We start from the raw sequence: 12,709 nt of genomic DNA on the forward strand, positions 1-12,709 counted from the left end.
CTTCTCGGCGCTGGTTCATCGCGGTGCGAGGTCGCTGCCTGCCAGCAGCCCGCTGACCCGCAGCAGTTCGTCGTTCTCGGCGGCGAGGCCGATCGTGGTGCGCAGATAGCCGGGAAGGCCGACGTCGCGGATCAGCACGCCGTGGTCGAGGTAACGCTGCCAGCTGCGCGCGGCGTCGGCGAAGCGGCCGAACAGCAGGAAGTTGGCGTCGCTGGGGATCACGTCGTATCCGAGCTCGCGCAATGCCGCCGCCACCCGGTCGCGCTGGGCGGCCAGTTCGGCGACGCTGCCGAGCGTCTCGTCGGCATGCCGCAGGGCCGCGCGCGCGGCGGCCTGGGTGACCACCGACAGGTGGTAGGGCAACCGCACCAGCAGCATCGCGTCGATCACCGCGGGCGCGGCGACCAGATAGCCCAGGCGTCCACCGGCGAAGGCGAACGCCTTGCTCATCGTCCTGGTCACCACGAGCTTCGCGGGGAACCGGTCGATCAGCCCGATGGCGCTCGGCTGCGCGGAGAACTCGCCGTAGGCCTCGTCGACCACCACGATGCCGGGGGCGGCCGCGAGGACGCGCGCCAGGTCCTCTTGCGGGATGCTGTGCCCGGTCGGGTTGTTCGGGCTGGTCACGAACACCACGTCGGGTGTGCGCTCGGCGATCGCGGCCAGAGCGTGATCGATGTCGAGGGAGAAGTCGGCGTTGCGCTCGGCTTCGATCCACTCGGTGTCGATGCCTTCGGAGATGATCGGGTGCATCGAGTACGAGGGCACGAACCCCAGCGCGCGGCGGCCCGGTCCGCCGAAGGCCTGCAACAGCTGCTGCAGGATCTCGTTGGAGCCGTTGGCGGCCCAGACGTTGCCGGTGTCCACCGCGATACCGGTCTGCGTGGTCAGATACCGCGCCAGGTCGGTGCGCAGCGCGACGGCGTCGCGGTCCGGGTAGCGGTGCAGGTCCGCGGCGGCCGCGCGGATCGACTCGGCGACGTCGTCGATCAGCGCCCGGCTGGGCGGATGCGGGTTCTCGTTCGTGTTCAACTGCACGGGGACCGTCAACTGCGGTGCGCCGTAGGGCTTCTTGCCCCGCAGGTTCTCCCGCAGCGGCAGGTCGTCCAGGGTCAGGTCCGCGCCGGGCGCGCTCGCCGCGCGCGTCACGAGAGGGCCTCGAAACGCGCCTGCACGGCCTGGCCGTGCGCGGGCAGGTCCTCGGCGTTCGCCAGCGCCACCACGTGGCCCGCGACATCCTTCAGCGCCGCTTCGGTGTACTCCACGACGTGGATCCCGCGCAGGAAGGTCTGCACGCTCAGCCCGGAGGAGTGCCGCGCGCAGCCCGCGGTGGGCAGCACGTGGTTGGAGCCCGCGCAGTAGTCGCCCAGGCTGACCGGCGCGTACGCGCCGACGAACACCGCTCCGGCGCTGCGCACCCGGGCCGCGACCGCGGCCGCGTCGGCGGTCTGGATCTCCAGGTGCTCGGCGGCGTAGGCGTTCACCACGCGCAGGCCCTGCTCGATGTCGTCGACCAGGACGGTGCCGGACTGCTTGCCGCGCAGCGCCTCGCCCACCCGGTGGGCGTGCTTGACCATGGTCAGCTGCGTGGTCAGCGCCGCGTCCACCGCGTCGGCCAACTGCTCGCTGTCGGTGACCAGCACGCTGGCGGCGAGCACGTCGTGCTCGGCCTGGCTGATCAGGTCGGCGGCGACGTGCACCGGGTCGGCGGTCGCGTCGGCGAGGACGGCGATCTCGGTGGGGCCCGCCTCGGCGTCGATGCCGACCAGGCCGCGGCACAGCCGCTTGGCCGCGGTGACGTAGATGTTGCCCGGCCCGGTGATCAGGTCCACCGGCTCCAGCTGCGCGCCGTCGGTGTCGACGCCGCCGTAGGACAGCAGCGCCACGCCCTGGGCTCCGCCGACCGCCCATACCTCCTCGACGCCGAGCAGCTGCGCGGCCGCCAGGATGGTGGGGTGCGGCAGCCCGCCGAACCGCGCCTGCGGCGGTGAGGCCACCACCAGCGAGCCGACGCCCGCGGTCTGCGCGGGCACCACGTTCATCACGACGCTGGACGGATAGACGGCGTTACCGCCCGGCACGTACAGGCCGACCCGCTCGACGGGCACCCAGCGCTCGGTGACGGTGCCGCCCGGCACCACCTCGGTGGTCTTGTCCGTCCGCCGCTGATCGGCGTGTACCTTGCGCGCCCTGGCGATGGACTCCTCCAGCGCCGCGCGGACCGCCGGGTCCAGCCGCTCCAGCGCGGCTTCCAGCTCGGCCGCGGGCACCCGCACCGTCGCCGGGATCACCCCGTCGAAGCGCTCGCTGAACTCCAGCGCCGCCGACACGCCCTGATCACGGATCGCCTCGACCACCGGACGCACCTGATGCAGCACCGAGTCCACGTCGACTCCCCCGCGCGGCAGCGCGGCGCGCAGCTCGGCGACGGAGGGAGTACGACCGCGCAGATCGACGCGGGCGAGCTCGATGCGGGATGTCATGTGGTGTCGGTCCTTGTCTCCAGCTGAATCCGCAACAGGAAAGTTGCCGCTACCAGCCTAATGGGCCGACGCGAGCCGTTATCGCCGCGGTCCGGGCGGCCGGGTCGCGAGGCAGCGGTGTGCGCAGGTCGGCGGTCGGTAGGTGCCGTCGGTGCGCCGAACTGTGGCGTTGCTCTCCTCCGGCCGAAGGCCTCGCGCCCGGTGCCACCGCGACGGCGGTCGCGTCGTCGCTTCCGAACCAGGACGCCCGCGTCAACGAGTGTCGCTGTCGATCTGCACAGACCCGCTGCCGGGGTTGATCACCCGGAGCGTGACCGACTTGTTCTGGCCCCCGTAGGTCACGCTGGCCACGTTGACGTCCACCGAACCGTCCGCATTGGTACCGGCACCCCCACCGGCCGTGTCGATGGTGTTGAAGCCGGTGACCCGGTTCTGTGTCCAGTAGTCCTCGAAGGCTTGCTGGCTCCCGTAGACCTGCTGGGCAGCCGGGGTCAGCTGCTTCCAGGCAGCGGAGAGACTCAGGTAGGTGAGGTTGTTGTAGAAGTTCACCACCAGATCGATGGACTGCCGCGAGTCTGCCTTGCCGACGCTCTTCGTCTCCCCCACGGGGACGGCGGCCGAGGTCGTGTTGCCGCCGGGGCGTGTGGAGGCGACCACCGACGAGGTACCGCCCTGCGCAGCGTTGGTGTTCGAGCCCGACGAGCTCAGCGTGTTCACCAGGATGGCTCCGGCCACCACGACCGCGCCGATCAGCGCACCGATCAGCACCGCGCGCCGTTTCCCTCCCGAGCCCTGCCTCGGTGTCGGGCGCGGCTGCGCCATGGTGCGGGGATGGGCCGCGGTGTCCGGGTGGACGGGCGGCGGGGGCGTGGGACGGGGACGCGGCTGGCGCTCGGTCGGCGTGTAGGGCGCGGAGGCCATCGCCGAGGGCCGCAGCGCGCGGGTCGCCGATTCCGGCTCGCCCGCCCTCGGCCGGGTGAAGGCTTCGCTGGCAGGCACGAACCCGGCGGCCACCGGCGCGGGGCCCGCGTCGGCGAACGCGGCGAGGTGGTCGCGCGCGGCCCGCATGCTCGGGCGCTCGCGTGGCTCGGGGCTGAGCAGGTCGAGCAGGAAATCCGTGGCGGGTCCGGCGTTGCGCGGTTCGCTCAGCTGACCGTTGGCGGCGGCGTAGAGCACCGCGAGCGGGTTGGAGCCCGCGCCGTAGGGTGGTTCGCCCTCGAGCGCGTGGAACAGCGTGGCGCCCAGCGCGAACACATCGGAGGCGGGGCTCGGATCGGAGCCGCGGGCGACCTCCGGCGCGAGGTAGGCGGCGGTGCCGCAGATCAATCCGGTCTCGGTGAGCGTGACGTCGCCGGTCGCGCGGGAGATGCCGAAGTCGGTGATCTTCACCGTGCCGTGATCGTCGAGCAGGATGTTGCCCGGTTTCACGTCGCGGTGCACGATGCCCGCCTGGTGCGCGGCGATCAGCGCCGAGGCGACCTGTTCGCCGATCCGCGCGACCTGGGTCAGCGGCAACGTGCCCTGAGCGCCGATCACCGCCGCCAGGCTCTTGGACTTCAGGTACTCCATCACCAGGCAGGGATCGCCCTCGTGCTCGGTGATGTCGAACACCACGATCGCGTTCGGATGCTGGAAGCGGGCGGCGTTGCGGGCCTCCCGGATGGCGCGCTGGCGCACCACGACGCGCTCGGCCTCGGGCAGGCTCGGCTGGATGTGGATCTGCTTGACGGCCACGGAGCGCTGAAGGCGTTCGTCGACGGCACGCCAGACCACGCCCGTGCCGCCGCTACCAATCCGCTCGACCAGGCGGTAATGCTCCGCGATCAACTGACCGGTATCGATGGCGCCTACTCCGAACCTTCTCGAAATCGTGACATCCCGCATATTGATTACTCACGCGGTCCGGGGATGAGTGTAGCGGGCGCTGGAACACTCGCACGCGTCAGCCGGACCTTTCCACGGCCCCCGATCGCCCGGAGCGGACTATCCGCGAGCACGCAGCATCCGGCCCGCGGCGTCCACCGCGGGCGCCGAACTGCTCGCGTCGCTGATGAACACGGCAAATGCCAGGTCGCCGTCGATGCCGACGAACCAGCCGTGCGCGTGGGTGTCATCGATGTACTCCGCGGTGCCGGTCTTGCCGAGCAGCCCGGGGAGGTCGCGCAATTGCGTCGCGGTGCCGTCTGTGATCGTCTCGCGCATCATGGCTTTCAGCTGGTCGTCGACCTGCGGCGGCAGCGCGTCCGCCGTCCGGTCGGGGGTGCCGGGCTTGCCCGCGACGAGGGTGGGCGCGGGCACGGCGCCGCGGGCGATGGACGCGGCGAGCAAGGCCATGCCGAACGGTGACGCTGTCACCTGCCCTTGACCGATCGCCGATTCCACCCGCAGCGCGGAGGTCTCCGCCCCGGGAACTTTTCCGGTGACCGTGGTCAGGCCCGGTGTGACGTAGTCGATGCCGAGTCCGAGCTGTGCGGCGGCTTTCGTCAGGGCATCGGCGGGCAACTGGGCGCCGAGCGCGCCCATCGTGGTGTTGCAGGACCGGGCGAACGCGGTGTGCAGCGGGACCGACCCGAGATCGAAGTTGTTGTCGTTGGGGATGCGGCGGCCCTCGATGTTCGCCGTACCGGGGCAGGGCAGCACGGTGTCGGGTGTCACCGCGCCCGCCTGCAGCGCCGCGGAGACGGTGACCGTCTTGAACGTCGATCCCGGCGGGTAGAGCCCGGTGAGCGCGATCGGGCCCTGCGCGTCGGCGGCGGCGTTCTGCGCGATCGCGACGACCGCACCGGTCGAGGGCCGCAGGGCGACGATGGCGGCGGGCTGGGCGACCGGGGCCAGCGCCGCCTCGGCCGCGCGCTGCAGGCCGGGATCGAGCGTGGTCGCGATGTCGGCGGTGGGCCTCGGGTCCGTCCCGGCGACGCGCTGTGTGCCCTGCGGGGTCTGGGCGCGCACCGCCCACCCGGCGTTCGCGTCGGCGGACTCCTGCCACAACTCGGCCAGTCCGGACAGCGTCGGGGCGGCCAGCGCCTTGTCGGTCGTCAGCAGCCGGGTCTGCGGCGCGAGGGTGACGCCCGGCAGCGCGGTCAGGCGCTCCTGGATCGGGGCGAGGTCCGTCTCGCGCAGGGTGATCGCGGTGATCGGCTTGCCTTGCGCCGCGGCCAGTTCCGTTTGCAGCGACTGCGCGCTGAGGCCGGGCGAGAGCGGGCCGAGCAGCTCCGCGACCGCGGCGAGGTCGGTGCCGGGGGCCAGATTCACCAGCGTGACGATCTGCTCGGTCATCAGTTCGCCGCCCGCGGCATCGAGGATGCGCGCCGGTTCCGGGTAGACCCTGCTGTAGCTCAACGGCCCACCGGCCAGGCCCGGGGCGACCGTGGCGGGATCCCACTTCACCCGCCACCCCCTCCCGTCGTCGTGCGCGGTGCCGTTGGTGGTGTAGGTCCACTCGGACTTGCCGTCCCCGCCCAGTTTCCAGGTGGCGGCCAGCGTGAAACTCTCGTCGTCGACCGAGCGGACCTCGTAGCGCACGTCCTTGCCGAGCCCCTCGTAGAGCGCGCCGAGGGTGTCGGAGGCCAGGGCCGGGTTGTCGGTGAGCGCGGCCGCCGCGGCGACGTCGTCCTGGTTCAGCGCCTCGGCGAACTGCCCGGCCACGGTATCGGGTTGATCCGGTCCGGACGAGCAGGCGGCGAGCACGAGCACCGGTGCGGCGAACAGGACGAGGGACTTCCGGTTGGTACGCACGCCGACGACCCTATCGGGTCGGGCGCGATGCCGGGCGGGGCGCGATCAGTCGCGCGACCACCTGGCCTCCGCCAGCGCGGCGGCGTCGTCGTCGGTGAGGTCGATGTCGAACACCTCGGCGAGGATCTTGGGGAGTTCGGCGGGTTCCAGTTCCCGCGTGTCGCTCGTGCCGTCGGGATACTCGGTGACGAACGTGGTGCCGTCCAGCACGTGGTGCGCGTCGGGGTGGAAGCGCTGCACATACGGCCGGGTGGTGAACGGGGAACGCGGTGAGGTCGACACGAAGTGGTTGCCGACGGCGTAGTCGATGCGGTACTGCGGATTCAACGTGAAGCTGTGCCGGTCGATCCATCCGTCGCGGCCGTATTGGTGCAGCACCCACAGCTCGGAATCCAGCTCACCACGCGTGCGCTCCAGCCGGAACTTCCACTCCCCCGCCGCGAATTCGCCGGTCTCCGAGGACAATTCGAACGGCGCGAGCGGTCCGGCGCCGAAGCCCACGTCGCACAGCCAGACCCGGTCGTCGTCGGTGGTCGTCACGCGCAGCAACGCGTGGGTGGCGGGCCGCAACCCGGCGCCCGCGCCCATGCTCACCCGGCCGCTCAGCCCGGTGACGCCGAAACCGAGTCGTTCCAGCGCGGCCGCGAACAGACCGACGTTCTCGTAGCAGTAGCCGCCGCGGCGGCGGCGCACGATCTTGTCCTGCAAGGTCGCCAGGTCGAGGGGAATCGACCGGCCCAGGATGATCTCCAGGTTCTCGAACGGGATGGCGGTGGTGTGCGCGCGCACCAGGTCGTGCAGCGTCCGGACGGTAGCGGCGCGCTCGCCGTCGAAACCGATCCGGGCCAGGTAGGCGTCCAGATCGAGATCCGCTCCGTTCCAGTGGTAGGCCGGGTCGGTCGGCTTGCTCATCACGTCCTCGCTTCGTCGTTCGGTCTTCTCGATCAACCGCGCGGGGCGACGATCGTGTTCCCGGCTCCTCACGCCGCGCACTTCGCGCCCACGGGTGCGGGCGGGGCGGTGACGACGCCGTGCGCGACGTCGACGAGGTAGTCGCGGTCCGGGCCGTCGACCGGTTCCGTGCCGAGCAGCAGGCGCTCGACGACGCAGCCGCCTTCGAAGAAGGCCGGGCCGACGCTGTGGTCGCCCGGCGCCACCCGCCCGTTCAGGTCGCGCCCGGTGACGACGGTGTACATGGAGGTGGGCTTGCCCGCGGCGGCCAGCCCCGCGCGCATCTCGACACTCGTGGCGTAGGGCACCACGTCGTCGGCGGTGCCATGGACGAGAAACGCGCGCCGTACATCCATCCGGGCCGCCAGCAGGGCGGGTGAGCGTTCGGCGTAGGCGAGCGGGCAAGCGGCCGGCGGGCAGCCACCCGCGTCGCGCTCGATCTGCGCGGGCAGTGCCGGGTCCACGGCCACCGCACCCAGCCACATCGTGAAATCGTCCGCGGGGCCGTAGTTGTCGACCCAGTAGTCGAACATCCCGCGCGGACCGTGCGCCGCCGCGAGACCGCTGGTGATGCCGCCCTGACTCCAGCCCCACAGCACCGTGCGGGTGATCGAGCCGTGGACCTGGCGGTACCACGCGGTCGCGGCGACGACATCGCGCCGGCCCGCCCACAGATTCCACTCTCCGGTGCGCCACCGGCTGTCGGCGGAGCGTAGATCCATCGACAGGATCGGAGTCGCGGTGCGCCGCGCGATCGACTCGAGGTAACCGGCGAAATCCGCCGACGACCCGTCGTGCCCGTGCACCGCGACCACGAGCGCCTCCGCGGTCACGTCCCCCTCGGCGCACCGGTAGGGCTCGTACACCCGCCCGGTCGCCTCCTCACCGTCCACGGTCAGCGAGACCGGACGCGCCGTCACACCCGTCGCGCAAGCCGGATCCGCCGAGACACGCGGCGCGGCAGCGATTGTCGTCACGAGCACGCCGGCCAGCGCGCAGCACAGAAGCAGTACCGGATAGGCCCGTCGCATCCTCGGATGATGTCACGCGGTCAGCGGCGTCACCTCCCGGCGCAGGCGCGTCAGGACGAGCAGTCCGCCCCCGGCGGCGGCGAGACCCACCACCGCGCCGAAAACGGCCACCCCGGCGCTCAACCCGTGGACATCGGCGAGGAACCCGGCGGTCAGCGGCAGCACCGCGGCGGGAAGATAGCCACCGACGTTCTGGGCGGCGTTCGCCTCGGCCAGCCGCCCGCCCGGCACGCTCGCACTGATCGCCGTCAGGCCCCCGAACTGGCCGAGCCCTTGACCGGCCCCGGCGAGCACCGCGGACGTCACGAACCACGCGAGCGAGGTCGCGGCGAGCGACAGCACCAGCGCGACCATGCTCGTCACGGTCGCGACCGCACCGCCGAGCAGGACGGCGCGCACGCCGAACCGCCGCGCGGCGAACTGAACTCCGGTCGCGGCGAGGAACATCGTGAACGCCACCACACCGGCGAGCACCCGGTCGGCGACGCCGAGCAGATGCGTCAGCACCGATGGTCCCAGCGACAGGACGAACGACGTCGCGGTGATCCCCGGTCCGAACACCGCGATCCCGAGCAGTACAGCGGTCCGGCCCTCCCGCGCGACCGAAGGGATCCGGATCCACGGCCCGCGTCCGCCGGAACCCGCAGGCAACGGCAGCCGGGCCGTCACCGCGAAAGCCGTTGCCAGCACGGCGATCTCGACCAGGAAGACCGTCACCGTGGGACCGGGCAGCGTTTCGGACAGGATGCCCGCCAGCAATGGCCCGCTCCCGGCCCCGAGCACCATCGCCGTGGAGGCCGCCAACGCGGCGACGCGCCTGCGGTCGGGCCCGCCCACGTCCGTGACCGCCGCCATGCCCGCCGAGACGGCCGCGCCGACCGCCACACCGGTGAGCAGCCGTGCCAGCGCCAGCAACACGACCGACTGCGCGACCGCGAACAGCGCGCAGGCCGCCATCGCGGCCGCCACCGCGGGCAACAGGACGGGCTTGCGCCCCACCCGGTCCGACACCACGCCCGCGACCAGCAGCGCTCCCAGCAATCCGACGATGTAGCAGGCGAACACCGCGGTGAGCGTCGCGGAGGAGAACCCGATCGTCCGCTGCCACACCACATACAACGGCGTCGGCGCGTTCGACAGCACGAACACCGCGCACACCGGCCATGCCGCGAGCCACACCGAAGAGCCGTCTGACCGGCGCACTTGTGAGTGGGGCTCCGCCACCGTCGATCCCATCAACACTCCTTGTTTCGAATTTTCTCGTACTGGTACGACAATAACCGAACTTATAACCTAGTACGATAGAAGTCGTACAAAGCACCCGAAAGCGAGGAGACGCGATGCCAGCGGCCACCGAGGACACCGCCGTACTGCCCGAGCCGGATCACGCCGATCTGCGGCTCGACCACGTCCTGGCCGCATTGAGCGACCCACTGCGCCTGGCCATGGTCCGCAAGCTCTTGCTGGACTCTCCCGACGACGACCGGCCCTGCTCCTGGTTCGGCATCGATCGGCCCAAATCCACGCTGACGCATCATTTCCGGGTGCTGCGCGAGGCGGGCGTCACCCGGCAGCGACGCTACGGACTGGAGCGCCGCAGCCAGGTGCGCGTCGCCGATCTCGAAGCGCGCTTCCCCGGCTTGCTCGACCTGGTCCGCGCCTGGGAACCCGAGGGCTGATTCCGATTTTTGGGGGCAGGACCCGGCAGCGCGGCCCTGTTACGGTCCGGGTATTCATTCCGAGTCCGGATGGCACGGGTCCGCGCGTTCGGACGTCTTCTCATGGAGTCCGCCATGACCTTCGCACCCCGCCGTATCCCCGACGCGACCCTGATCAGCACGGCCGAGACCGCCGCGACGTGGCGAGCGCAATTGCTGGCCGACCGGAACCGGCTGCGCGGCGGGACTTTCCGTGACGCCGCGGTCGCCCTGTGCGCGCTGGTCGCCGTGGCCGACGGGGCGACCGCGGCGACCGGCCGCGCCACTGTCGCCGAGCGGGTCACGGCCGATCCGGTTCTGCGCAATTTCCCGGTCGACGACTTGCGCGCCCTGTTCGAGGACAACTGCAATCGGCTGACGAACGATCCGATCCGCGGCTGCGCGCACGTGCTGCGGCAGATCGCCAAAGCGGGCGGCAAGCCGGCCGAGGCGGACGCGGTGATCCGCACCGGCATCCTGATCGGCAGCGACGCCGGCGCCTGCGGCCCGGAAGCGACCGAGGCCGTTCGCGACGCCTGCCGGGCGCTGCGCCTGGCCCCGGAGCGCTTCGGCCTCTGAGCCACGGCGCGGACGTTACGATTCGCCTATGCGTTCGATTGATGCCGCGCAGCGGCGCGCTCGGCTGGCGGTGCGGCACCGGTTGGCGATGCCGGAGCGCACCGGGCAGGTCGCGGAGATCGCCCGCTCGATGGTCGCGCTGCACGCGACCGATCCGGCGACCGTGTACCTCTCCGTCGCGGCCCGTGCCGACGGGCTCACACCCTCCGACGTCGAACAGGCGCTCTACGAGGATCGTTCGCTGCTGCGAATGCTCGCCATGCGGCGCACCATGTTCGTCGTTCCGGTGGAATCGGTTCCGATTCTCCAGGCTTCGTGCGCGGACGCCCTGGCGCACAAGCAGCGGCGCACCTACGGCAAGTACCTGACGCAGGCGGGCATCGGGGACGGCGATACGGCCGGCTGGTGGGCCGAGGCCGAAGCCGAGACGCACAAAGCGTTGCTGGCCCGCGGCGCGGCGACCGGCGCGCAGCTGAGCAAGGACGTCCCGCGGTTGCGCACCCAGGTGAACACCGCACCGGACAAGGCGTATTCGAAGCCGACGAACATCACCACCTGGGTACTGGTGACGCTCGGCTGCGAGGGCCGCATCGTGCGCGGCAGGCCGAACGGCGGCTGGACCAGCAGCCAGTACACCTGGGCGCCGATCGAATCGTGGCTGCCGGACGGCGTTCCCGCTCTTCCGGCCGCCGAGGCCAGGGTGGAACTGGTCCGTCGCTGGTTGCGCGCCTTCGGTCCCGCGCCGGTATCCGACGTCAAGTGGTGGACCGGGTGGACGCTCGGCGAGGTGCGCGCGGCACTGGGCGTCCTGGATCTGGTCGAGGTCGACCTGGACGGCGTGACCGGCGTGCTCCTGGCCGACGACGTGGAGCCGGTCGCCGCGCCGGAGCCGTGGGCGGCGCTGCTGCCCGCCCTCGATCCGACCCCGATGGGCTGGCAGGCGCGGGAGTGGTACCTCGGCCCGCACGCACCGCGGGTGTTCGATCGCAATGGCAACATCGGACCTACGGTCTGGTGGGACGGACGCGTCGTCGGCGGCTGGGCGCAGCGCAAGGACGGCGAGATCGTCTACCGCCTGCTCGAAGACGTCGGCGCGGACGCCGAAACGCTGATCGCCGCGCAAGCGCAACACGTCGCCGGCTGGTTCGGCGAGGTCCGCGCCATCCCACGGTTCCGGACACCGCTGGAACGCGAGCTCACCGCCTGAGCGAACGGCACCGGATAGCTTGGAGGGCTCCGAGGCAGCCGTCTATCTGGAGCCGTACATGGATCTGGAACCGGAGTCGCTGTTCGTCGCCGAGTCCACGTCGACAGGTTCGCGAACCCGCCCTCCGCTGCTCGATCGATACCGACCCGGACCGGTCCCGGCACCTACATGTCCAGCCCCAGGTCGAGCACTCGGACGGAGTGGGTGAGCGCGCCGACCGCGAGGTAGTCGACGCCGGTGCGGGCGTAGTCGGCGGCGACGTCCAGGCTCAGGCCGCCGGAGGACTCCAGTTTCGTCTGCGGGGACGCGGTATTGCGGCGCTGGACGGCCGCCTGGGTCTGCCAGAGCGGGAAGTTGTCCAGCAGCACGAGTTCCACGTTCTCGGCGAGCACGGCGTCGAGTTGTTCGAGGCTGTCGACCTCGACCTCGCAGGCGATGTCGGGGGCGGCGGCGCGGACCGCGCGCAGCGCCTCGACCACCGAACCGGCGGCGACCACGTGGTTGTCCTTGATCAGCGCGGCGTCGCCGAGACCCATGCGGTGGTTGACACCGCCGCCGACCCGCACGGCGTACTTCTGCAGCCCGCGCAGTCCGGGCAGCGTTTTGCGGCTGTCGCGGATGCGGCAGCGGGTGCCGGCCACGGCGTCCACCCAGGCGGCCGTCGCCGTCGCGATGCCGGACAGATGACACACCAGGTTGAGCATGGTGCGCTCGGCGGTGAGCAGCTTGCGCGTCGGCGCGATCACCGTCAGCACGGGCTGTCCCGGCGACACCCGGGTGCCGTCGGCGACGCGATCGCTGATCTCGTACTCGCCCGCGCCGATCACCTCGTCGAGTACCAGCACACCGGCGTCGAGCCCGGCCACGGTCCCCGGTTCGCGTGACACCACCGACGCCTTGATCACCGCGTCCGCGGGCACGGTGGCCATGGTCGTGACGTCCGGGCCGTAGCGCAGGTCCTCGTCCAGCGCGGCGCGGATGAGGCGCAGCACCTCGTCGCGGTCCAGGGCGGCATCCAGAGCCATC

11 protein-coding genes are annotated in these 12,709 nt (G+C 71.5%); 3 read left to right on the plus strand and 8 right to left on the minus strand.

The genetic code is table 11. The features are described from left to right. Positions 1-15: 15 nt before the first annotated feature. The 7 genes from ACGF7Y_RS27280 to ACGF7Y_RS27310 form a co-directional block, all read right to left on the minus strand. On the minus strand, positions 16-1,149 hold the full coding sequence (locus ACGF7Y_RS27280) for a histidinol-phosphate transaminase (protein ID WP_393238252.1): 1,134 nt from the start codon (positions 1,147-1,149) through the stop codon (positions 16-18). Further along, complete coding sequence (gene hisD / locus ACGF7Y_RS27285) at positions 1,146-2,483, minus strand: histidinol dehydrogenase (RefSeq protein WP_393238255.1); 1,338 nt, start codon at positions 2,481-2,483, stop codon at positions 1,146-1,148. The genes ACGF7Y_RS27280 and hisD overlap by 4 nt, the downstream gene beginning before the upstream one ends. Positions 2,484-2,735: 252 nt before the next feature. After that, positions 2,736-4,367: a protein kinase gene (locus tag ACGF7Y_RS27290; RefSeq protein ID WP_393238258.1), complete on the minus strand. Its 1,632-nt coding sequence runs from the start codon at positions 4,365-4,367 to the stop codon at positions 2,736-2,738. Between the two features lie 99 nt (positions 4,368-4,466). Continuing rightward, entirely contained in the window at positions 4,467-6,218 is a 1,752-nt protein-coding gene (locus ACGF7Y_RS27295; protein ID WP_393238260.1) for a penicillin-binding transpeptidase domain-containing protein, read from the minus strand. Positions 6,219-6,263: 45 nt separating this feature from the next. Further along, entirely contained in the window at positions 6,264-7,130 is an 867-nt protein-coding gene (locus tag ACGF7Y_RS27300; protein WP_393238263.1) for an arylamine N-acetyltransferase, read from the minus strand. A gap of 68 nt (positions 7,131-7,198) precedes the next feature. Then, positions 7,199-8,200 (minus strand): alpha/beta hydrolase family protein, encoded by a 1,002-nt coding sequence (locus tag ACGF7Y_RS27305; protein ID WP_393238266.1) that lies wholly within the window; start codon positions 8,198-8,200, stop codon positions 7,199-7,201. A gap of 12 nt (positions 8,201-8,212) precedes the next feature. Further along, complete coding sequence (locus ACGF7Y_RS27310; protein WP_393238269.1) at positions 8,213-9,436, minus strand: MFS transporter; 1,224 nt, start codon at positions 9,434-9,436, stop codon at positions 8,213-8,215. Positions 9,437-9,540: 104 nt separating this feature from the next. Between ACGF7Y_RS27310 and ACGF7Y_RS27315 the strand changes: the two genes are divergently transcribed. The 3 genes from ACGF7Y_RS27315 to ACGF7Y_RS27325 all read left to right on the plus strand — a co-directional run bounded on the left by ACGF7Y_RS27315 (position 9,541) and on the right by ACGF7Y_RS27325 (position 11,683). After that, positions 9,541-9,879 (plus strand): ArsR/SmtB family transcription factor, encoded by a 339-nt coding sequence (locus ACGF7Y_RS27315; RefSeq protein ID WP_393238272.1) that lies wholly within the window; start codon positions 9,541-9,543, stop codon positions 9,877-9,879. Positions 9,880-9,993: 114 nt separating this feature from the next. After that, positions 9,994-10,476, plus strand: a complete 483-nt coding sequence (locus ACGF7Y_RS27320; protein WP_393238275.1) for a TerB family tellurite resistance protein — start codon at positions 9,994-9,996, stop codon at positions 10,474-10,476. Between the two features lie 28 nt (positions 10,477-10,504). Beyond that, positions 10,505-11,683: a winged helix DNA-binding domain-containing protein gene (locus tag ACGF7Y_RS27325; RefSeq protein WP_393238278.1), complete on the plus strand. Its 1,179-nt coding sequence runs from the start codon at positions 10,505-10,507 to the stop codon at positions 11,681-11,683. A gap of 164 nt (positions 11,684-11,847) precedes the next feature. Here ACGF7Y_RS27325 and nadC read toward each other — a convergent pair whose 3' ends face one another. After that, positions 11,848-12,708, minus strand: coding sequence for a carboxylating nicotinate-nucleotide diphosphorylase (nadC, locus tag ACGF7Y_RS27330; protein WP_393238280.1), 861 nt, complete (start codon positions 12,706-12,708; stop codon positions 11,848-11,850). Position 12,709 lies beyond the last annotated feature (1 nt).

The organism is Nocardia sp. NPDC047654 (genome assembly GCF_043205035.1).
In the GTDB taxonomy this organism is placed as follows: Bacteria; Actinomycetota; Actinomycetes; order Mycobacteriales; family Mycobacteriaceae; genus Nocardia.

Excerpts from the sequence above, each read along its gene's own strand:
- ACGF7Y_RS27325 (WP_393238278.1), top strand. The coding sequence starts at position 10,505 with ATGCGTTCGATTGATGCCGCGCAGCGGCGCGCTCGGCTGGCGGTGCGG.
- hisD (WP_393238255.1), bottom strand. The coding sequence starts at position 2,483 with ATGACATCCCGCATCGAGCTCGCCCGCGTCGATCTGCGCGGTCGTACT.
- ACGF7Y_RS27315 (WP_393238272.1), top strand. The coding sequence starts at position 9,541 with ATGCCAGCGGCCACCGAGGACACCGCCGTACTGCCCGAGCCGGATCAC.
- ACGF7Y_RS27320 (WP_393238275.1), top strand. The coding sequence starts at position 9,994 with ATGACCTTCGCACCCCGCCGTATCCCCGACGCGACCCTGATCAGCACG.
- ACGF7Y_RS27300 (WP_393238263.1), bottom strand. The coding sequence starts at position 7,130 with ATGAGCAAGCCGACCGACCCGGCCTACCACTGGAACGGAGCGGATCTC.
- ACGF7Y_RS27310 (WP_393238269.1), bottom strand. The coding sequence starts at position 9,436 with ATGGGATCGACGGTGGCGGAGCCCCACTCACAAGTGCGCCGGTCAGAC.
- nadC (WP_393238280.1), bottom strand. The coding sequence starts at position 12,708 with ATGGCTCTGGATGCCGCCCTGGACCGCGACGAGGTGCTGCGCCTCATC.
- ACGF7Y_RS27290 (WP_393238258.1), bottom strand. The coding sequence starts at position 4,367 with ATGCGGGATGTCACGATTTCGAGAAGGTTCGGAGTAGGCGCCATCGAT.
- ACGF7Y_RS27305 (WP_393238266.1), bottom strand. The coding sequence starts at position 8,200 with ATGCGACGGGCCTATCCGGTACTGCTTCTGTGCTGCGCGCTGGCCGGC.